We start from the raw sequence: 21047 nt of genomic DNA, 5'->3' as shown, positions 1-21047 counted from the left end.
CGCCATTATCATACGCGATCGCCTCGCCCTTGTCTGTTGCCATGGAGTCCGATGGATTGCCTTGGAGGTCGCTGGCTATCGTCAGGTTGAGTTGCCGTCGACCAAAGCGTCGGGTAAGGGCGTCAAGCTAGTTCGCCGGGGCACTGGCGGGCGCAGGTGCGGGTCGTAATGGAGAACCATCCGGCGCTTCTAGCATGAACCCAGCATCGCGAATCATAGCCCAGTCCTGCTCGGCAGCTTGGCCGGGTGTGGTTAGGTAATCGGCAACGAAGATCGAGTTGGCGGCATACAAGCCCAGCGGCTGTAGCGATCGCAAATGCACCTCGCGTCCGCCAGCAATGCGGATTTCCTGGGACGGCAACAAGAAGCGATACAAGCACAGTACCCGCAGGCATCGACGCGGCGTCAGCTCGGTTGCGGGGGGCACGATCGCCTGGGAGTCAAATACAGCCTGCGCAATTGCCTCAGAACCTAGGGGGGTACCGGCAATCGGGATCAAGAAGTTGACCGGCACGCTTTCAGCACCGATCGCGCGCAGGGACAAGGCCAGATCGATAATGTCGTCGTCGGATTCGCCCATGCCGATGATGCCTCCGGAGCACGCCGACATGCCGGCTGCTCGCACTCGCTCAAGAGTCTCGACGCGATCGCCAAAGGTATGCGTACTGCAAATCTGCGGGTGGTGGGACTCGGAGGTGTTGAGGTTGTGGTTGACGCGATCGACCCCGGCGGCGGCTAAGCGCTTTGCCCGCTCGTCATCTAGCAGCCCCAAACAGACGCAAATTTTGAGATCTGAGTTGGCTTTGATGGCTCGCACGGCTTCGCAGACGCGATCGAGCACCGAGTCCGTCGGCGATCGCCCCGATGTAACGATGCAGAACGTTCCGGCTTGAAGGTTTTGGGCTTGCTTGGCGGCAGCCAGGATGCGCTCTTGTGCCAGGAGCGGATATTTTTCAATTTCGGCTGTGGAAATCTTCGACTGCGAGCAGTAGTTGCAATCCTCCGGGCAGAGTCCGCTTTGGGCATTTAGCAAGAAATGTAGCCTGACGCGATCGCCCCAATAGTAACGGCGCACCCGATACGCTGCTGCCAACTGCGCGAGCAGCTCGCTGTCGGGCCCGCTCAGGACCGCTCGCGCTTCGCTGCGGGTCAGTTGCTCGCCAGCTAAGGATTTTACTGCAAGTTTGTTCCAGTCCATCCGCTCCATCAACCGCGTTATTGCCGATTCGCGATCGGTCCGTCTTATTAGTGGTCCCGGATAGCTTAACAGCTCGGTTGCAACCCGATCGCGTTCCTGTGGAGACTTCGTTACATGTGCAAAGTCTTGCGAGCGATCGCCAGCAGAGACTTTCTAGACCCAGATTGCAACCGTCCCCATATCCGAACGACGCCGCGTTCGCAGCGCATGCAGGCTGCAGCCGCTGAGTGTGCTACTACCCGCAATTCCTGAAAGATTGCTTGCAAACAACGTTGTTGGCGCCAGAGCCTTGAGGATTGTTCGTCGGGTCGTTTCCCTCTCGCCCTCTGGTACAGTTGCTATTCCGATCGCTTCCGTGGGGGTGGTTTCTTTTCCGCTGTCGCTTGCTGCTCGGCGTACTTCTCGATACGCTCCTCCGCGTTTGCCATCACGTTCTCGAACTTTTCAAGGAGTTCGCCGGGATAGCTCTCGAGTTCGCGGGTGGATAGCGAAATTCGTCCTTCCCACTCGTCGATTTCTTTGATCACAACCTTAATCGGCTGATTGAGTTGCACCACTGACGACAGCGCATCGACACGCTTGCCGCTCATTTGCTTGACATGCAATAGTCCCGTGATGCCGCCAAGGTCTACAAATACGCCGTAGGGCTTAAGATTGACCACTGTGCCCTCAATGAGGCTGCCGGGCACGAGCTTGCTCGCGATCGACGCCCGTGCCGCCTCGCGCTGAGATAACACCAGTTTTTTGCGGTCGGGGTCGACCTCGACGATCGCGGCCTCAATGGTCTGACCGATGAGTTCCTCCATCTTTTGCCCGCCGATCAAATGCGATCGCGGGACGAACCCGCGCAATCCATTAATCTCCCCCGTAACGCCGCCGCGGTTGACGCCGTTGATAACCAAATCGACTAACTTCCCGGCTTCTTTCTGCTCGACAAGCGCCTCCCAGGCTTCCCGAATCAGCAGCTGCTTGCGCGACAGCTTGACGCGCCCCTCTGCATCCTGGTCTCCGATGACGACGCATTCGACCACTTCACCCAAGGGCAATACCTCAGAAAGTTCGGCAAACGTCACGATCGCGGCTTCGCGCGGTGGGATAATGCCGGGAGACTTACCGCCAATGTCGACGTAAGCACCTTCCGCGTCGTACTCGAACACCTTGCCGCTGACAACTTGCCCCTTACTCGATTGGTAATCGTAATCCGCTAGCGCGGCCTCAAAATCTTCCATCGAGAACGCGGCAGCTTCCGGACCGGGTTTTCGAGTTTTTTTTGATTTCGTGCCCGAACTCTTGCTCGGAGTTGCCTGCGGTGCTTCAACCCGATCCGACGCTACTTCTGTAACTACAGCCTTGATTACCTCGCTTTGGCTGGCAGGTGTTGTTGTCGGAACGACTTCTGCAGGCTGGCTCGCTGCCCCCTCAGGAGCTTTGCCTGAAGTTGCAGCTGGCGTTGCCTCCGGTGCCGTCGCGTCCGGTACCTCAGTCGTGCGGGGCTTAACTTTAATCAGCCGAATTTTCGGAGCTGAAGATTCGGGCGCTGGAGATTCAGAAGTCATGCTTGTTGCAGCCTAAGATCGCGTGGTGAGGCGAGCGCCAGTGTTCTTAGTGGCGAATCGCGCCCGTGCAAACAACACTCTATCTTAGTGGTTGTTCTCCGGGAGTAGTATGGAGTTTTGTAGCGCGTCTGGACCGCAGACCGGTCGGTTGCAACACCTCGGACTCGATCGCGGAACGTTTCGAGACCGCCGGCTGGAAGCGCCAGTTGAATTCAGAGGGAAGCTTGAATTTTCTCCTGGGCACCGCGATTAATTCGCCAAGACCAACGTTGGGCAGAGCAGCCCGGGCATTTCAGCCGCCAGTACATCTCAATCCGGCATTTTTTCGAGGGGCTCGTCTGCAGGGAGCGCCGCTCGCAGCATAGCCAGACGATCGCGATCGAGCACGAGCTTAATTTCCAAGTGTTGATCCTTATCGCGCATCAATAAGATGCAGGTGTTGCCGTCAGTGGTGCCCACGATCGCGGGGTTTTCGAACGTCAAGCGTTCGTATCGCTCCCGCAGTAGCTCGATCCGCACGACTAACTGTGCTTGCGATCTCGGGTACACATATAACTGCTGGCGGCGACTGTCGAATTCGAGTTTGTGGGGCGAGAAGTTGCGTTCTTCAGAGGCGGATGGCTTGCACCAGTAGAGAGTCGCACCGCGCAGTTGCGGTGAGTGGATGACGAAGCGTTCGTCGAAGCGCTGTGGGTTCCAATCGAGGTCGGCTGCCGCGCCGCGCAAGGGCATCAATCGCTGGGCGAGAACGACTTCTTGGTTGTGCAAGCTGCCCCACCATTGCCCGATCGCGGTCAGATTATCACCGTTATCGCGGCGAGCACTATCGAGCTGCCAGGTTAGTTTTGCCACGTTCTATTTCCTCCGATTCTCCAACGCTAGCGGGATAGCGCCGTTCGGTCGCGCACCTATAATGGAAGCTGTTTTACTCGTAGCGGCAGACTGTTAATTTATATGAGCGTATTGGCGGCGATCGCAGTCCTCGCGGTTTTGATAATAGTTCACGAACTCGGACATTTTGCGGCTGCACGCGCGCAGGGCATCCACGTCAACCGCTTTTCCATCGGCTTCGGTCCGGCGCTATGGAAGTATCAAGGCGAGCGTACCGAGTACGCCGTTCGTGTATTCCCCCTCGGTGGTTTTGTTGGGTTCCCCGACGATGACCCGGATAGTCCGATTCCGCCCGACGACCCGAACTTGTTGCAGAACCGCCCGATCGTCGATCGCGCGATCGTCATCAGCGCGGGCGTGATTGCAAATTTTCTGTTTGCTTACGTTCTCTTGACCGCACAGGTGGGCATTTTCGGGGTGCCGAATCTCTACCCCGGCGTTGCCGTCCCGCAGCTTGCGGAAGTGGCTGACTCGCCGGCACGCGCAGCCGGTCTCGAGCCGGGCGACGTCATTTTGGCAGTTGGAGCGGAGCCGCTCGCTGAGGGCGAAGCGGCGGTTGAAACACTGCAGCAAGCGATCCAGCGATCGCCCAACTTACCGTTGGAGCTGACCGTACTCCGCGATGGCGAGCGATTGAACCCGGTTGTGACGCCACGTGCCGATGAAGAGGGCAACGGTCGCATTGGCGTGTTTCTCTCAGTGCGTGGAGAATCGGTTGACGGCGAATTGGCCTTCCGTCGCCCGAACGGTATCGGTGAAATTATTGCCGCTGGCGCGGCCGAATACCAGCGCATTTTTCAGTTGACATTTGAGGGTTTCGGCCGGCTGATCGGCAACTTCAGCGAGTCGGCAGACCAAATTGCTGGACCGGTCGCGATCGTGGCTGTGGGGGCGAATATCGCCAGTAATGACGCTGGCGGACTTTTCCGCTTTGCCGCCCTCATCAGCATCAATCTCGGCATCATCAACATCCTGCCGCTACCGGTACTCGACGGGGGTCAGCTCGTATTCCTGGGCATCGAAGCTCTGCGTGGGAAGCCGCTACCGAGTAAGATTCGCGAGGGCATCATGCAAACGGGCGTGGTGATGTTGCTGGGGCTGGCAATTTTCTTGGTGATTCGCGATACGGCGAATTTGGGAGCCGTTCAAGAAATGTTCAACAATTAGCATGCCGAGCTGGGATAACCAACCGTCGCGATCGCGGCGGACGCGACGATACAGAGCGATCGTCGCACGCATAGTGGGGAATAACAGCAGGCAAACGGACATAAACCGAACGTGTCACCTCGCAAAGCAGCAAGTCAAGCCTCGAGCCGCAAGACAGGTCGCCAGGCATCAACTCGCGTTGCTTCGGTACGGCGCCAGCGAGCGCTAGCAGTTCTGGAGCGCCTCAAACAGCTATATCCCAACGCTACCTGCACGCTCGACTACGACACGCCGCTGCAATTGTTGGTGGCAACCATTTTGTCCGCGCAGTGTACGGACGAGCGCGTTAACAAAGTGACGCCCGAACTCTTCGCGCGCTTTCCCGACGCGACTGCCTTCGCGATCGCGACCTCGGCAGATATCGAACCTTATGTGCGCTCGACCGGCTTCTATCGCAATAAAGCCAAAAACATCCAAGCGGCTTGTGCGCGGATAGTCAGCGACTTTGGCGGTGAAGTCCCGTCGAACATGGAAGCGTTGTTGACGCTGGCAGGCGTAGCACGCAAAACCGCGAACGTCGTGCTCGCTCACGGGTTTGGTATCATCGGCGGTGTTACGGTCGATACGCACGTTAAACGCCTGAGCCGTCGCTTGGGACTAACGCAACGAGACGATCCGGGCGGGATCGAGAAAGACTTGATGCAGCTCTTGCCGCAACCGGACTGGGAAAATTGGTCGATTCGCCTGATCTATCACGGGCGGCAGGTTTGCAAGGCGCGCAAACCGGACTGTGCGGTCTGTGAGCTCAACGCTCTCTGTCCCTCTGCTGAAGTGAAGGCTGAGGGGTCGGTTGCCGACGCGACGGACGATCGCTGAGGAGCGGTTTGTTGTGGTTGCTTCACTTGCTCTCGTGGCAGGCGATCGCGTCAGTGAACGACCGCGGTTGGCCGCGATCGCGATTGGCTTGACTCGCTCGCTCGACCTCAATCAACCGAAACGGCATCGACGTCGACCGTCTGCTGGCCGGGTGACGCTTCGTTTGGATTGGGTTTGCGCGATTTCATCGCATCGAACAACAATCCCGATACTTCGCTGACGAAAATTGCAAGCACGGCGAAGTCGTCGATCTGGCCCACGATGGGGAACACGTCCGGGGCAATATCCAGCGGGCTGAGTAGATAAACGAGCGTGCCCGCTACGATCCACATGCGGTACTTGGGATTGCGGAGCGTATGGCGATACCAGGTATAGACCGACTGCATGGGAAATTTCATCAGCAGGATTTCTACCAAAACTTCACATCTTCAATCATGACCGATGCACGAGATCGCGCCTAGGAGGGATTCCGCGACCCGGCCCGATCTTAACGACGCGAGACTTCAAGCCGTTCGGTCGCACGCGCCGAAAAGCCATTTGTCACGATCGCGTTGTCGCTGCAGGCTCGAGCTGCTTCTAAGATCGTCATCAACCAGCGCCCGTACCACAACCGCGATGAACCCCATCACTTCGAGCGATCGCGGCTCCCCCCCGCGCAACCCGTTCGTCGGCAGGCACGACCCGATCTACTAGTGCCTCCAGGCGCTCAACGGCGATCGTGCCGATCTGCTCGATCGCGCGACGATCGGGCTCGGCGACCCCGGCATTGGCAAGTTGCGACGGCTGCAGTTCCTCCAATCTTATTGCTGCAAGCGTTTTGCTCCCGAGCTGTGGCAGCGGTTGACCTCGCTGCCCGACCGCCGCAGGGCTGCTGCCGCGATTGCCTCGACTGTTGAAGAGGGCGCGATCGCCGTGCCGGCTGTTTTACACGACCCGAGCTGGACGGCATACCCAAAGCCAGCGAACGTTTCATTCAGTCGGCAATTGCTTGCAACAGTGCGGCGATGCACGCTCCCGAGATCGTTTGTGCGTCTGCCGGTAAAGCCCGCGTTCTGCTATTGAGCAAAAGCGAACGCATTGCGATCGCGAAAAGCCACTTCCAGCAAAGATCTCGCTATCTCGCGCACAGTCGAACTCGCGTGTTTGTGAGATTTGGGATGGCCGCAGCTGGGGCATTGCATGGCAGCGAGATCGATCGGGGTCTCTTCCATGAGCGATCCCTCACTTCTCTGGTTCACTGCCAAATACCGGGACGGTCATGACAAGTCGCGAACGATCGCACGAATCGTTGGTTCTTGAGCTTCGATGCTTTCTGCTAGCTTGAACTGCACGAGCGATCGGGCGAGGTTGTGCTCGGGATATTTGACCTTAAAGTAGGTGTTTCCTGCCAGGTAATCGGTAAAGAATCGCAATCCCAACTCAAACGCAATCAGACGAATGGCGTCGTAGATGTACTCGCGATCGTTTACGGTCAAGAAGCTGCGAGCAACGAACAAGTATCCTTGCAACAGCGATACGCCCAACTCGGGTTCGAAGCATACGGATTCCCAACAGTCGGTTTCTTCGCCTAAGGGGTTGCAGCCCGATCGCAAGCAGTCGCCGATGTCGTAGTGAATTAAGCCGGGTTTGACGGTGTCGAGGTCGATCACGCTAACTGCCCGTCCCGTAACCGCATCCGTCAAAATATTGTTCGCCTTCGGGTCGCCATGCATCGGACGCGTTGGCAGATGCCCGCGAGCTTTTGCCGCTTCCAGAACGTCGGCATTTGCCCGGCGAGCTTCAATGAAACGCCGGCAAAACTCGACTTCTGGCGATCGCGTAGGTACGGCGGTATCCGCAACCCGATCGTAGGTTTGTAGGTATTGTGGCGTCACGTGAAACCCCGGCAAGGTGTCGACCAAGGTTGTTGCTGGCAGATCGCTCAGTAAGGCGTGGAAAATGCCCAGAGCCGTGCCGACCTCGCGCGCGCAGTCGCAGTTGTCTAAAGCATCTGCACAGTTTGCGTTGGGAACAAACGCGATCGCGCGCCAAAACGATCCGTCTTTGGCAATCCAGTGATTGTCGCCGTTGATGGTTGGCAAGACGTGCGGAACTTCCCAACGGCGATCGGCTAGCAACTGGGGTCGGGTGTCGGATTGCAAGCGATCGTGCAGATGTCGGGTGACAGCCTGCATGTTTTGCATTACCAGCTCCGGCTGCTGAAACACCTGGGTGTTAATGCGCTGCAGAACAAAGGGAGTGGCAGACCGCGCACTATTCAGTGCTGGCGACTGGGAGTCGGGAAAGGCTAGAAACGTATCGTTAATGTTGCCATCGCCCAGTTCGCGAACGTTCACAGTCGCTCCGAACTGATTGGCGATCGCGACGAGATCGACGTTCGGTTCTTCGCTACTCCGCAGACATTCGGGCGTATTGACTAGCTTCATAGAGTCCACACATCGTGCCGATACATCGCGTTGCTTGCTAAGCGGTCAGTCTAACTCGTCAAGGTTGGTTGTCAGTCGACCTTTGGGAGGCAGGGGGGTCGCTTGCAGAGCCGGATGTCAAGGTTCCCCTAAGCTACCGACAGCTGTGGCGCGGCACCGAGCAGTTTTTGGGTGTAAGGGTGTTGTGCCCGCTGGAAGATATCTTCGGTCGGTCCCAACTCGACAACTTTGCCGCGATACATAACGGCAATGCGATCGCACAAATAGCGCGCGACCCACAGGTCGTGGGTGATGAACAAATACGTGAGTTCGAACTCGTCCCGAAGCTCTTGCATCAGTTGCAGCACCTGCGTTTGGACGCTGGCATCGAGCATGCTCACGGGCTCGTCGCAGATCAACAAGCGCGGTCGCAGAATCAGCGCGCGCGCGATCGCCACGCGCTGCTGCTGTCCGCCGGACAAGTTGCGCGGGAAGCGGTGGGCGTAGTCTTCCACGGGTGTCAATCCCACGCGCTCGAGCATCGCGGCAACCTGTTGTTTGGCCTCGGCTGCTGTAGCTAATCCGTGAACGAAAAGCGGATCGGCGATCGCGTCGCCCACGCGCATTTGTGGATTGAGGCAGGCCAGGGGATCTTGGAAGATCATCTGCATTTGCCGGCGCAGCAATCGCAGCTCCGACATCGACAACTGGGTTAGGTCCTGCCCGCAAAACTCGACGCTGCCGGAGGTTGCTTGGAGGAGCTGCAAAATCGTTCGCGACAGCGTGCTTTTGCCGCAGCCCGATTCGCCCACTAATCCGAACACCTCTCCGGGCAGGAGATCGAAACTGACGCCATTGACGGCTTCGATCGCTGCGGGGGGTCCGGCCACAAAGCGCTGCAAAAAGGTCTGCTCGAGGGTGAAGTGTTGGTGTAAGTCGCGGACGCGCAGCAGTGGCGTTTGCGCCTCCGGCGGGCGATATTCTTCAGGGGAAACGACTTGGATTTGCCGTGCGGCTTGCAGCAGCGATCGCGTGTAGTCGTGCTGCGGCTGGCCGAGGATTTGCCGCGCGGGTCCGATCTCCACGATCTTGCCTGTATGCATTACGGCAACGCGATCGCAGTATTCCGCCACCATGGCCAAATCGTGGGAAATCAACAACAACCCCAACTGTCGCTCCCGGCACAAGCGCGTCAGCTCTTGTAAAATCTCCGCGGCCACTGTCACATCCAAGCTCGTCGTTGGCTCGTCCGCCACGATCAGCTGCGGGTCGAGCAGCAACGCCAGCGCGATCGCCACCCGCTGTCGCATCCCGCCGCTGAACTCATGGGGATATTGCGCCCACCGCTCGGCAGGAATCTTCACGGCCAAAAGCGTTTGTAGTGCTTTGGTTTTAGCCTGCTGGTACGACAGGTGCGGCTGATGGGCGTGCAGCGTCTCCAGGCAGTGCTCGCCGATGGTCATTAGCGGATCGAGCCGCGTCATCGGGTCCTGAAAGACCAACGCGATCGCTTCTCCTCGAAACTGCCGCAAGCGCGCGGGCGAGAAGTCCAATACGGACTCACCTCGGAAGCGAATGCTGCCCTCTAGGCAGGCATTGGGGAGCAGCCGAACGGCTGCCCGGCCGAGCGTGCTTTTGCCGCAGCCAGACTCACCCACCAGCCCCAGCCGTTCCCCTGCCGCCAGCTCCAGCGATACGCCATCAATTGCTCGGGTCGATTGTTGCCGGTCGGAACGACTGGTATAGGCAACGCGCAAGTCGTCAATCGCGAGCAAGGGGGATGTCTCTGGGTGGTTCGACGCGCTCGAACCGGCGGGACTCGAATGGCTGGTCATAGGTCGGGCGTTCGTCAAGCACGGTTGGGGATTCCGGGTAAAAGCACAGTGGTTCTGCAGGTTCGATCTGCAGGTTGACCGACGACTGCAGGTTGCGGTGCTAGTCCGACTGCAACAATGCGCGCACGAGCGCCAGCAGACGTTCGAGGCGATCGCGGACGGTGTGGCGCCGTTCAGCCGCTGTGGCCGCTTGGCGCGAGGCCTGCAGGTACAGGATATCGGCTTGCAGCAACCGTAGATCGCGGTGGATTTCGGTATGCAGTGCTTGCCACCGAGCTTGCAGCTCCCCATCTAGCTCCGGAGGCTGAGCCGAGGCGATCGCGGCTGGCGATGCCGCCAATTGGAACTCCTGTTGGACCTGCTGCCATTGCCGAATCAGTTCGCTTGGTGCAGCGGATGACTCCGATGACTCGACTTCCGCCTGCAACTGTTCCAGCGCTGCTAAGAGACATTCGTAACAGTTGCGATGTGATTGAGGTAACATTGCCGGCCAGAGTCAGTTAAAATTCTGTAAACAGGTGTAATGTTTAGTCCAGACTTTAACACTCCCGGCTGGGGTTCGAGTTTAGAGTAGTTGGCATACATCACGTTTTTAATTACCGCGCGCGAACGTGCAGGTGCTGCCCTAAAAGCAAATCCCATGCATTGTCGATGCCGGACGTGCGGTTGCCTCGACGGAAATTGTCCTTCGCGAAATTTGCTCTGAGTCTGAAATAAAGGCTTAAAAAGCTGGCGGATAATACGCGCTCTTTGCGTTCCCGACCTTGTCCCGGCACCTTCGTGCCGACTCGCCGATCGACTATTTAGTTTTCGCTCCGCAACCCTCTTAAGCCCTCACAGTCAGACAACGCTCGATGCCAACCCTTATGGACGCGATCGCCTTTGCGCCAGACTTTCCTCAGCTCCAGCTTCCCAAATGGCTGAAGACTTGTCTGCGCGACCGACAAGGCGGTACGGCCGATCTGGAGTCCGACCTCATTGCCGGTGCGTTCGAGTTGGCCTACGACCTTCATAAAGATCAGCGGCGCAAATCGGGCGAGCCCTATATCGCCCATCCCGTGGCGGTAGCGGAGTTGCTGCACGATCTTGGCGGCGACAGCGCCATGGTGGCTGCCGGGTTGTTACATGACGTAGTTGAAGACACGGATGTGACACCCGAGGAACTCGAGGAGCGGTTCGGTTTGCAAGTGCGATCGCTGGTCGAAGGCGTTACCAAGCTCTCCCAGTTCAATTTTTCCAGCAAGACCGAGCGCGCTGCAGAGAACTTCCGTCGCATGTTCGTCGCGATGGCGAAGGACATTCGCGTCATCGTCGTCAAGCTTGCCGATCGCCTGCACAATATGCGCACGTTGGAGCACCTGCCACCTGCCAAACAGCGACGCATTGCTCTTGAAACTCGCGAAATTTTTGCGCCGCTTGCCAACCGCCTCGGGATCGGGCGCTTTAAATGGGAACTCGAAGACCTCGCCTTCAAGTACCTCGAACCTCAAGAATACCGACAGATTCAGTCTCTCGTCGCCGAGCGCCGGGCCGATCGCGAGGCGCGCATCAAGCATTTGACGGAGACGCTGCGCGATCGCCTCCTGGCAGAGAACATCGGCCTGCGCGAGCTTAACGGCCGTCCGAAGCATCTCTACGGGATTTACCGCAAGATGCAGCAGCAGCAAAAGGCATTTGAGGAAATCTACGACTTAGCGGGCATACGGATTATCGTCGACACCAACGTCGATTGCTATCGAGCGCTAGCCGTGGTTCACGATGCTTTCAAGCCGATGCCAGGACGCTTCAAAGACTACATTGGCTTGCCCAAACCCAACCGCTATCAATCCCTCCACACAACGGCGATCGGGACGACGGGGCGGCCGCTGGAAGTGCAAATCCGCACAGAAGAAATGCACCAAGTAGCGGAATACGGGATTGCCGCTCACTGGGTGTACAAAGAGAGCGGTGGCTCCAGCAACGTGCAGGTAACCGCTGAGGACGAGAAGTTCACCTGGCTGCGCCAGCTGTTGGAGTGGCAAAACGACCTTAAAGATGCCCAGGAATATATCGACAGCCTCAAGGACAACCTCTTTGAGGACGACGTCTATGTCTTTACGCCCGGTGGGGACGTCATCGCGCTAGCCCGCGGTGCGACGCCCGTAGACTTTGCCTACCGAATCCACACCGAGGTGGGCAATCATATGAAGGGCGCGCGGGTGAACGGTCGCTGGACGGTGCTGGACGCGCCGCTCAAAAACGGCGATATTGTCGAGATCCTGACCAACAAGAGCAGCCATCCCAGTCTCGACTGGCTCAACTATGCGGCGACACCGAGCGCTCGCAACCGCATCCGTCAGTGGTACAAGCGCTCGCACCGCGACGAAAACCTCGCCCGCGGTCGCAGCATGCTGGAGCGCGAATTGGGCAAGAGTGGCTTTGAAGCTCTCCTGAAATCCGAACCGATGCAGGCTGCGGCCGAGCGCTGCAACTACGCGAACGTTGACGATCTCCTAGCCGCGCTCGGATATGGCGAGGTAACTCTGAACTCGATCGCCAACAAGCTGCGCGAGGAAACGATCGCCCGCCAGCCCAAAGCAGCGAGCGCGCCGGCAGCAACCAATACCGCCAGCATGGTGCAGCCGCTGCCGACGACAACGCCGCGTTCGACGGCATCCAAACCGTCAAGTCGGTCTCCAATCGCAGGTATTGAGGGGTTGATGTACTCGATCGCCGGGTGTTGCAAGCCGCTGCCGGGCGAACCGATTATCGGAGCGGTGACGCGGATGCGCGGCATTTCCATCCACCGCCAGGGCTGCCCAAATGTCGAGCACGTCGAGGGCGATCGCCTGATTCCGGTGAGCTGGAACCGTCCGGCCGATAATGCCGAGACCGCCCGTTGCGCGCAGACTTATCCAGTGGAGGTGCAGATCGAAGTGATCGACCGGGTCGGCGTCTTCAAGGATATCTTGGCGCGTCTGAGCGATCAAAACATCAACGTCCGTGAAGCCGGCGTTAAAACCAGCCAGGGTAAGCCGGCACTGATTTCCCTCTGTATCGAGGTTCGCGACAGCGCCCAACTCAAGCACAGCATCACTCAAATTCGCCAGATGAGTGACGTGCTCAACCTACGGCGCCTTGGAGCGGCAACTAGCCCCGTCTAGACTTAATAGATAGTCTATTAAAGTACTGGCCCTTTCTGGTCAACGCGCAAGGCACCTAGGAGCGCTCATGGTAATTAAAGAACGAGTTTGGATTCTCCTTGTGCCTTGCCGCTTCCACCAAAAGGTGAGTTGTGGCATGTAATACTTTTCGAAAGGTTTAGTTTCGACTTATCAATTGAAAGGTGAATTTAAGCTTGAAAATATTCGAAAAGCTCATAAATCTAAGGGCATTCTTGCAAAGATTAGTTTGACACTCTCTCACACGCTACACTAAGCTCCGTCCCAGTAGAGCTTAGCAAAAAAACTTCGCATATTCTCAAGATTTTCAAGTATTCCTTCGATTTCCTTTTTCCCTTCTTCTTCAGGTTGCTCAACTTGTCTACGCAGCTCATCAAGTTTTTTTAGCCATTTCTCCTCAATCGATTTGGCACCTTCATTAAAAGCAAACAATGATGAGTCCCAATACGCGCACATTGAATCATTGAATTTTTCTTTTATCGTATTTTTATCTATCTCGCTTCTGATTTTTCGGGCAAGCCTCAATTGCCAGGATGGTCCAAACGTCTTCATCGCTATGGCAGCCAATGAAACAGTAGCTATAACTCCTAGGCCAATAGGTCCCGTAGCTACTGTCCAAGCTACAGCCAATCCATTACCTATCGAAGCAGCGACAGCAGAGCCAGCAAGCAACCCAGAGCCGATTGCAGCAATAGTTGCATTACCAGAGAGTGCAAGTGCTGCACCAAGATATGCTGCTCCGGTAGCCGCTCCCCAAGCAGCCATCGCCCCTAAGAAGGTAACCTTGGCTAAGCCTGCTGCAAAAGCTCCAACACCATCTATTGTAATTCCCAATTGAACGCTCTCTCCAGAAAGTTTGCTTGCATTCGAGTACTCCGAGATAAAATCATCAGTTTGCTGTTTAATGTATTCTGTTTTCGGAATAAGAATGTTTTTTACAGATTCTTCTAATTTTTCAAGTAGATAACCCATAGTGTATTCTTGTGCTTCTTTTTTGTTGTTTTCATACTTACTCTTGATGACTTGTTCTATTTTTTTTTCGTCAAGAATTCTTTCATATGAAGATTCGAATTCATTTAGGCTTTGGACTTTGAAATCTTTAATCTTCTCTCTAATTAGGCTATGTTTTAATGATTTTATAGACTTTCTTTCCTGTTCTTGATTCATATACTCTGCGTATATGCTCTCAAGATTTTTGATTTCATCAAGTCTATTTTGATAAGATTCTATCTGTATTGTCAAAGCATTCTCTTCATGTAATGCAAAATCTGCAACAAGTTTTTCCGCTCTTATCTCCCAAAAGCGAGGCAAATGTTCCATTGCGAACTTAGCAAAGTCCTCCATGAAACTACCGAACATTTTTGTTGAAGTGCCTAGATTCTTTTTGTTAAGATTGCTATCGTACCAAAATGCATGAATTTTTGATGCAACATCATATGGTGTGATTTCGCGATTTGTGAGAGCTACTCTCTCGTGGATCTTGGTTTCTCCTAACTGCTTGAAAATTCGCTTTGTTTCTTTGACGGCAATTTCTTCCAATGTATTTTCATCATATTTATCAGGATCGGCATGAGTAGCTAATACAAATAGTCCACCAAGTGTAGGAAAATCAGGATCGATCAACTCAAATTTATCAAGAGATTGAATGATTTGACCTAGCCTGCGAATTTCATAGGAGAGCAAAAAGCCAGTGATTGTTGATAAGTAGAAAGCACCATCCATAATATTTTGGTATGATTCTGCTTTCTCGTTATCAAAATCATCATTTCCAAAGCCAGGATAATCCACTATCTCACAACATCTTAGAACAGGAGAATCTAGGAAAACGATTGCATACTCAGACTCCTTATTAAATTCATGCTCTTTCTCTTTGCCAATAAGTTGTTCAGCTGTAAGATCGACCAGCTCCTCAAGTTTACTTTTACTTTTTTTGTGTGTAACAAATTCCTCAAGTATTGCAAGCGTCCCTTGCATCCATATGTAATTTTTAGTGTGAGCAGGATCCTTCCATAGGCGCGGATTGAAACCGTGACGCAAAATAATTACGTCTCCTTGCATCCAACGCGGTCTTTCATCGACATGCTTGATGAAGGTTGGTAAGCATGTGGTTGGAAGGATATTTGTAGGTATGATATTGTTACCAAGCAATGCGTTTGCAAGGGTTGACTTGCCTGAGTCAAAATTCCCGAGGATGCAAACGCTTGGTTTTCTATCTATCTCTCTAATTAGACTATTTGATAAACTGGCATACGTATTCCCTGATGAATCATCTACTTCTATATTCGGGATAGTCTCAATATAAGATTTAAGGAGACGCAGATTTCTATCATACTTTTCGTAGGGATTTTTGCGATCAAAAACACTACTATCTATTTCGCGTAAACCATTTTTCATTTTCTTTCGTCCAACAAGCTAATTGTTTACTAGAATCCCAAGTGTCAAGCCTAAAAATCGCTGATAAAACCAGATTTCCGCAAAATTGTTGTTCGAAGAGACAATTCAGCGCACTCTTCGCAACCAAGTCCAAAGTTCATGTTTCTTCGTCATATATCAAAAAACATCTTTGAACTCACTAAACTTATTGCTAACTATACATTTAAGGACAACACAGAACATATGTTCGCAGAACCTGCAATCTGGACAAAAATAATATTTATAAATTTAGCATGCACATATCAGAGTGTCAATTTCTTCATAAAAGTTGAAATAGTTGCGATTGTCAGCCAAGTGGAGATCCATCCTGGCAGTTTGAGATGGATGTGCGTACTGGAGGAGCTTGCTCTTGCAGTTTGCCGTCCAAAAGTTGAGCCGTGGCAATAGAAGAAGGACGAGAGTATTCCGTTTCGAAGGTGCGCAAAGTAGCAGAGTTAGTTTCCCAAGGGCTTACTTACTGCAAGCAGAAGCCATTCAATTCCCAAAGTAATTAACGTATTCACGCCCCAGTTTGTGAACATCGCTTGCCAGTTTTCTTCAGAGACCTCACGAGCACGTGCGGTTACCTGGCGGTTGGCAAAAAGACAGAGCGATCGCACAGCACCCTTCCTCGCTCCTCAACGGGGGATCGCCATCGTTTTGGGACTGTTGGGAGTTGCACAACCTGAATATCAACATCCCTTCAGTCTCGACATTGACTACATCAAGGTGGCGATCGCCTCGTACTTGAATCGCCACTGACTTAAAATGCGATCGCGAGCATATCTGAAAGCTAGATCGTAAAAATGCCGAAACTTCAGTTTTGTGGACATGAAGCTTCGGCAACGTTCACCGAGGGGAGCAAGCTCAGGTGATTATTAGACTCGGGTCTAGCTCTTAGGCTTGGCTTCGGGCAGCATGCATTTATCCGAATCGCAACCCGCCGGACCGGCCTCCACGAGTTCCGCCGTGTCGTACTTCGCGAGCGCGGCGTGAAAGTCGTCCGTCTGACGGCGCACCAGCACCATCTCCATCAGCCGTTCGTAGGTCGCACGATCGATGGGCTCGAATGGCAAACGCGGGAACGTTTGTAGGTCATCGAATCGTGCCAGTAACGCTGCCGAGATGTAGCCCTCATCATTGGCGATCGACTGATGGATCCGCTTGCCCAGGTCTTCGACCTCATGCGCGCGCAACTCCAGCGTCGACGAGGTATTGTGCGTTACGTAATGCCGCTGTACCTGCATTGAGAAATCGAATTGAGCTAGCGCCGAAAACTGCGACACGTCGATCGCGTCGGCACCGGGCAGGTCCGCCCAAGGCACGGCCACGGGGATCTCCACCAACCACTCCGTGCAACGCGGATCGAAAGGATCGTCCAACAGATGACCGCGATCGTCCTTGTCCGACTGCGACGGAACGACGGTATAGCCGTAGTCGATGCATGCCAGTGCGACTGGATCGTTCTTGCGGAAGGTGACGCGGCGTATGAAGCGAACGGCCTTCGGCGGATGCCAGCCCGGCGACGCCCCCGACAGCAGCGACTTCGTCCCGCTCGGTTGAACCGTCGTACAGCGGTTGGGACGCTTGATGCCGCGGCGATCGCAATACTCCCACACGGCTTTGCAAACGGTGTCGCGCCACCGCTCCAGGTACTCGCGTTCTTGCTGCTTGAACTGCTGTCCTGCGAGGGTTTCCGGGCGACCGTCTGCCCACCAATGCAGCCAGTTGACGCCGAACGCGCGCACGCAAAAGTCAAACAGCCCCGTGAAGGACACCCCCACGATCGGATCGAGTTCGCGACTGTACTGATAGCGCGGCTCGATAAAACGGTGGTTGAGCAGCGCCGCAACAGCAATGCCGCCAGCCGCAAAGGCCTCGCGCTGTTCGTCGAAGTCGTGGGGGTCGAGCTGATTGAGGTGGATTTCAGCCAGATTGCAATGGAAATCCGCCCCGATAATCTCGCCGCAATTGTGCACGACAAAACCATTGGCATCGAAGCGCGATACGGCCGGTACGGTGCAATCGAAGACCGGCTCGATGCCATCTGGGGTCAAGCTCGCAACCGTTACCGCAAATTGCTCCCCACTCCAGCGGCCGCGCTCCAGGCACTGCGCCAGTTTGTTGCGCTTGCTCGGTTCCCGGAACCCGACCACTTGCTCGAAGCGGCACAAGTTATCCTTCGTAATCGCTAGCTCGCGCTCCGGGTTGCCGCCGAATAGCCGCGTACTCGATCGGCGATCGGCGATCGCCGAGGCCACCCCCAATCGCAGCAACATCCGCTGCACGGCTTCGAGCAACTGCGGATTGCTGTGCTGAAGCCGGATGCTGGCAGCCCCTTTGGACGCACCGCGCAGCGTGCTGCTGGCATCGAACAACCCTCGCAAGAAGCCGCGATAAAACTCGTAGCTCCCGCGCTCGATCTCTGGCGTCACCGTCAAGCAGTCGCGCTCGATCCCGTGAGCGGCGGCAAGGCGATCGAGGTTCGCCGCGCCAACATAGGTGCGATTGGCATCGTTGCTAATTGCTGCCAATGCCGTGCCCGTAATGCCCTGAATCGACTCGATGGCATGCAGCGCCATGGTCGCCCGCGACTCTCCGGAGTAGCGCAAGACCGCCGTAGCGCGATCGCGGCGGCGCTCGGTGAAGCACCCGTCGCCGACCAAGCTGCCCAACAACCAGCCATCTTGGAAGTTGCCCTTACCGGCCCACGGTTGCAAACCGGAGTGGTTGTGGATCAGCACTTTGTCGCCGGGCTTGAGGGCTTCGGCTTCAACCCACTCGGCGTACTGACGCTGCTGGGTTTGAGCGGTTACCTTCAAAACTTGGTGGTTGCCCGTCAGGCGCAAGGAATACCCTTCGCGCGTGGCGAGCTGGAAGATCGGCTTAACCCCGGTCGCGAAGAAACCATCAGCAGTGGTATCGAACAGCTTGCCGTTGACGTACACGCGCGTGGGTTGTCCGAGCAATTCTTTGATCTGGCGCGCGCCGAATTCGGTATGTACCCAGGTGTCGGCCGTCAGGCAAGGATTGAGTCCGTAGCGCTGGAGGCGATGTTCGAGCTCGCGATCGCTGACGTCGCCCGGCAGCCGCGCGCGCAGAAAGGCTTCAGCCGTTCCGGCTTCGTAGGCGCGGATGAACGCGCGCTTCTCCTCGTGGGAGCTGATAAGGTCGGCATTACCGCGAGCGATCGCCTCACCGGCCCACTGAATTGCACCTTCGCCGGAGTGATACTGAGTACGGACGGCCTCGACGATTTCGGCTTCGCTGGGCTTCTGATGGAACACCCGCGTGTGGTTAGCCATGCGCAGGGCATCGCGATCGGGGTCGATGCGCCAGTTGCCGTTTTCGTCCGGCTGCCACAGATTCTGCTTCAGCAGTGGCGAATCTCCCTCGAACTGACGCATCCCCGCACTGCGGCGGATATTCCCGGCCACGATCGTCGCCGCAGCTTCGTCAATGAGCAAGCAGCACTCCTCTGCATCGAGCTGCCGGCCGATCGCGCGATTCAAAATCCGGGCCGCACGCGGGAACAGTTGCGGTAGCTTCACCGGATTGGCCATGCCACCGAAGCCCTTGAGGGTTTCCCCAGCCGGTCGGATGTGCCCGAGGTCGATCCCCACCTCGATCTCGGCGGCGAAGCGATCGTCCGACGACAACTCCAGCAGTGCTTGATAGGCTTTCACCCAACCCAGGCGGCTGTCACCCGCGCAGATATTGACGCGATCTGCGCTTTCAACGCGCACGTCAGTCGTTTCGCGGCGCTCCGCTGGCGACACCCGACCGATCTCGCGGATCGCACTCACGTTCAGGCGGTTGCGAATCGATGGCAGTTGGCTGATATAGCGGCGCTCCAAGACGGCACCCGTCCCGCACCCCATCATTGCCAAATCCATCATCAAGCCGAAGGCATCCCAGTCCACCACGTCCGTCGACGTGCAGTTGTAAGCTCCCGAAAAATTCTGCGGGTTCTCCAACCATTGCGTACCGCCCACCCATAGCCAGCGACCGGAGGGCAGGCTTCGCAGCGATCGCATCATGCGCTCGACCAGATCGGCTTCAGCATCGGTCAACTGACCGAGCTCGATCAAACCACCCAGGGCGCGATCGCACACCTGCTGCCAGCTCTCGCGGACGCCCTGGTTGCGCCGACTGTAGGTCCGAAAAAATACCGGATTTGCGGCCGGGGCCGACGCAGGAAAATCGGCAGTGCGCTGCCGTCTCATTTTCAGCTCTTTAACCATATCGAAATCATCTGACTGCATTTGTGGCTAGAGCTCCACTATATTTAGGGTCAGAAACGCTGTCAATCCTACTTTTGACGCTGCAGGTGACGTACAACGAGGAAATGAGGGTTTGCAGTACGCGCGATCGCGCGACGCGCGGATGACATCCCGCAGCTAGAGTCGATCCTGGGGAATGTGGCGAAAACTTAACAGATATAGTGCCCCAAACTTTAAATTTCAGGCACTAGCACAATTCTACCAAGATCGTTCGTACTACCAGCTTAATCTAACCGTGGCAGCACTCGGTGTGAGAGAAATGCCGTTCGCCCTCCTGAAGGCTAACCGTGATTTCCCGCGAAGTCATAAAAAAACAGCACCGAGAACGATGCTGTCTGCTTTTCAAACCAATTGAGAGTTGAGGAATTGAGAAACAAATTGAGAAATCGAGCGAACGCGGTTGGGGCAGATTAGCCGCGCGTGCGGCGAATATGGTCCATAACGCGTTGCTTGCGAATGTCTTTCTCTAACGGGCGGGATGAGGGTGTCGAACCGAGGCTTAGCGAACGGCTGACGTGGTCGAGGATAAGGCGTTTGCGGTCTACTCTAACCATGGTGCAAATGGTGTGGGGTGAGTTTACACCTGCCAATTTACCAGCCGACGGGACGCGATCGCGCCGACCGCTGGAGGTATTGGACCGACGCCGTCGGAGTCGTATCAAATCTCTGAAGCATAGTTACGAATAGGCAAGCGAAACATCCTTGCAAAGTCTTAATTTAATTTACGTTAACCGGTTAAATCACCTTTCGATCGGTAATAGAAGCTTCTGGAAAAATAGTGCTTCCAAGCTGGATGCGGCAGGTATTCTACAGACAATCGCCCACGTCTCCAAGTTTCTGTACCGAGAGGAATGCCTTGCCCTGGATTATTCAGCAGGCTCCTTAAGAAAAACTCTAGAGTAAAGCTGGGTTACGTTTCGGACTTTTCCTGACTGAAGCAATGTGTGGGGTCAGGAATTCTACCGTGTCTTCTGGGGAACTCGGCGCATCCCATCTTCTCAACCTTGTCTTCTGGGAGGATTTCCCTTGCCTATCTTCCTCATTGTCTTGCTTCTGGGCACCTCAATTAATTCGCCCGCGACCGAAGGTTGGCATGGCATCAAGGCTATTTCAGCCGCCGGGACGCCTCAATCCGGCAATTGTTCGAAGTACCCTTCGGAAAGTTCTCTTTCAAAATCTCGAAAAGTACCATGTCCACATTGTCCCAGTACTCCCATCAGTCTTGCTTGATACTGGATATGGAAGCTTTGCTCCTCAGTATTTTGACATTTTGACGATCTCGAC

General features: G+C 55.4%; 16 protein-coding genes. 4 read left to right on the top strand and 12 right to left on the bottom strand.

Translation table 11 applies throughout. From position 1 onward, the window contains the following. Positions 1-127 precede the first annotated feature (127 nt). From bioB to KR51_RS10775, 3 genes are all read right to left on the bottom strand, one after another. On the bottom strand, positions 128-1198 hold the full coding sequence (gene bioB / locus KR51_RS10785) for a biotin synthase BioB (RefSeq protein WP_232214593.1): 1071 nt from the start codon (positions 1196-1198) through the stop codon (positions 128-130). A gap of 338 nt (positions 1199-1536) precedes the next feature. Then, positions 1537-2754 carry a S1 RNA-binding domain-containing protein gene (locus KR51_RS10780; protein ID WP_022607603.1) on the bottom strand — a complete coding sequence of 406 codons (1218 nt, stop codon included), beginning with the start codon at positions 2752-2754 and terminating at the stop codon, positions 1537-1539. 309 nt (positions 2755-3063) lie between these two features. Continuing rightward, the gene (locus tag KR51_RS10775; protein WP_022607602.1) at positions 3064-3606 is read right to left on the bottom strand and encodes a hypothetical protein; all 543 of its coding nucleotides are present in this window, start codon (positions 3604-3606) and stop codon (positions 3064-3066) included. 102 nt (positions 3607-3708) lie between these two features. Between KR51_RS10775 and rseP the strand changes: the two genes are divergently transcribed. Both rseP and nth read left to right on the top strand, forming a co-directional pair. Continuing rightward, complete coding sequence (gene rseP / locus KR51_RS10770) at positions 3709-4812, top strand: RIP metalloprotease RseP (RefSeq protein ID WP_022607601.1); 1104 nt, start codon at positions 3709-3711, stop codon at positions 4810-4812. A 111-nt stretch (positions 4813-4923) separates the two neighbouring features. Beyond that, complete coding sequence (nth, locus tag KR51_RS10765) at positions 4924-5667, top strand: endonuclease III (protein ID WP_022607600.1); 744 nt, start codon at positions 4924-4926, stop codon at positions 5665-5667. A 107-nt stretch (positions 5668-5774) separates the two neighbouring features. On the opposite strand, the gene KR51_RS10760 is transcribed toward nth, so the two are convergent. The 6 genes from KR51_RS10760 to patD form a co-directional block, all read right to left on the bottom strand. Continuing rightward, on the bottom strand, positions 5775-6083 hold the full coding sequence (locus tag KR51_RS10760; protein WP_232214592.1) for a YkvA family protein: 309 nt from the start codon (positions 6081-6083) through the stop codon (positions 5775-5777). Positions 6084-6255: 172 nt separating this feature from the next. Continuing rightward, positions 6256-6465 carry a hypothetical protein gene (locus tag KR51_RS10755; RefSeq protein WP_040655921.1) on the bottom strand — a complete coding sequence of 70 codons (210 nt, stop codon included), beginning with the start codon at positions 6463-6465 and terminating at the stop codon, positions 6256-6258. Between the two features lie 2 nt (positions 6466-6467). After that, positions 6468-6677, bottom strand: a complete 210-nt coding sequence (locus tag KR51_RS10750; protein WP_040655920.1) for a hypothetical protein — start codon at positions 6675-6677, stop codon at positions 6468-6470. Positions 6678-6923: 246 nt separating this feature from the next. After that, positions 6924-8093 carry a phosphotransferase enzyme family protein gene (locus tag KR51_RS10740; RefSeq protein WP_022607597.1) on the bottom strand — a complete coding sequence of 390 codons (1170 nt, stop codon included), beginning with the start codon at positions 8091-8093 and terminating at the stop codon, positions 6924-6926. 128 nt (positions 8094-8221) lie between these two features. Beyond that, on the bottom strand, positions 8222-9907 hold the full coding sequence (locus KR51_RS10735) for a dipeptide ABC transporter ATP-binding protein (protein WP_022607596.1): 1686 nt from the start codon (positions 9905-9907) through the stop codon (positions 8222-8224). Between the two features lie 100 nt (positions 9908-10007). Beyond that, positions 10008-10391 carry a heterocyst frequency control protein PatD gene (gene patD / locus KR51_RS10730; protein ID WP_022607595.1) on the bottom strand — a complete coding sequence of 128 codons (384 nt, stop codon included), beginning with the start codon at positions 10389-10391 and terminating at the stop codon, positions 10008-10010. 382 nt (positions 10392-10773) lie between these two features. Between patD and KR51_RS10725 the strand changes: the two genes are divergently transcribed. After that, a complete protein-coding gene (locus KR51_RS10725; RefSeq protein ID WP_040655960.1) occupies positions 10774-13050 on the top strand; it encodes a RelA/SpoT family protein in 2277 nt (758 codons plus the stop codon). A 270-nt stretch (positions 13051-13320) separates the two neighbouring features. On the opposite strand, the gene KR51_RS10720 is transcribed toward KR51_RS10725, so the two are convergent. Then, positions 13321-15462 (bottom strand): dynamin family protein, encoded by a 2142-nt coding sequence (locus tag KR51_RS10720; RefSeq protein WP_022607593.1) that lies wholly within the window; start codon positions 15460-15462, stop codon positions 13321-13323. A 552-nt stretch (positions 15463-16014) separates the two neighbouring features. Here KR51_RS10720 and KR51_RS19735 point away from each other — a divergent pair. After that, complete coding sequence (locus KR51_RS19735) at positions 16015-16242, top strand: hypothetical protein (RefSeq protein ID WP_156915086.1); 228 nt, start codon at positions 16015-16017, stop codon at positions 16240-16242. 128 nt (positions 16243-16370) lie between these two features. Here KR51_RS19735 and nrdJ read toward each other — a convergent pair whose 3' ends face one another. Both nrdJ and KR51_RS19730 read right to left on the bottom strand, forming a co-directional pair. Then, a complete protein-coding gene (gene nrdJ / locus KR51_RS20670; RefSeq protein WP_232214591.1) occupies positions 16371-19706 on the bottom strand; it encodes a ribonucleoside-triphosphate reductase, adenosylcobalamin-dependent in 3336 nt (1111 codons plus the stop codon). Positions 19707-20173: 467 nt separating this feature from the next. Continuing rightward, entirely contained in the window at positions 20174-20317 is a 144-nt protein-coding gene (locus KR51_RS19730; protein WP_022607590.1) for a hypothetical protein, read from the bottom strand. Positions 20318-21047 lie beyond the last annotated feature (730 nt).

It is taken from the genome of Rubidibacter lacunae KORDI 51-2 (assembly GCF_000473895.1).
GTDB lineage: Bacteria > Cyanobacteriota > Cyanobacteriia > Cyanobacteriales > Rubidibacteraceae > Rubidibacter > Rubidibacter lacunae.
The sequence above is the reverse complement of the archived record's forward strand: the minus strand, read 5'-3'. Positions and strand labels throughout refer to the sequence as shown.

Excerpts from the sequence above, each read along its gene's own strand:
- bioB (WP_232214593.1), bottom strand. The coding sequence starts at position 1,198 with ATGGACTGGAACAAACTTGCAGTAAAATCCTTAGCTGGCGAGCAACTG.
- KR51_RS10780 (WP_022607603.1), bottom strand. The coding sequence starts at position 2,754 with ATGACTTCTGAATCTCCAGCGCCCGAATCTTCAGCTCCGAAAATTCGG.
- rseP (WP_022607601.1), top strand. The coding sequence starts at position 3,709 with ATGAGCGTATTGGCGGCGATCGCAGTCCTCGCGGTTTTGATAATAGTT.
- KR51_RS10740 (WP_022607597.1), bottom strand. The coding sequence starts at position 8,093 with ATGAAGCTAGTCAATACGCCCGAATGTCTGCGGAGTAGCGAAGAACCG.
- KR51_RS10735 (WP_022607596.1), bottom strand. The coding sequence starts at position 9,907 with ATGACCAGCCATTCGAGTCCCGCCGGTTCGAGCGCGTCGAACCACCCA.
- patD (WP_022607595.1), bottom strand. The coding sequence starts at position 10,391 with ATGTTACCTCAATCACATCGCAACTGTTACGAATGTCTCTTAGCAGCG.
- KR51_RS10725 (WP_040655960.1), top strand. The coding sequence starts at position 10,774 with ATGGACGCGATCGCCTTTGCGCCAGACTTTCCTCAGCTCCAGCTTCCC.
- KR51_RS10720 (WP_022607593.1), bottom strand. The coding sequence starts at position 15,462 with ATGAAAAATGGTTTACGCGAAATAGATAGTAGTGTTTTTGATCGCAAA.
- nrdJ (WP_232214591.1), bottom strand. The coding sequence starts at position 19,706 with ATGAGACGGCAGCGCACTGCCGATTTTCCTGCGTCGGCCCCGGCCGCA.
- KR51_RS19730 (WP_022607590.1), bottom strand. The coding sequence starts at position 20,317 with ATGGTTAGAGTAGACCGCAAACGCCTTATCCTCGACCACGTCAGCCGT.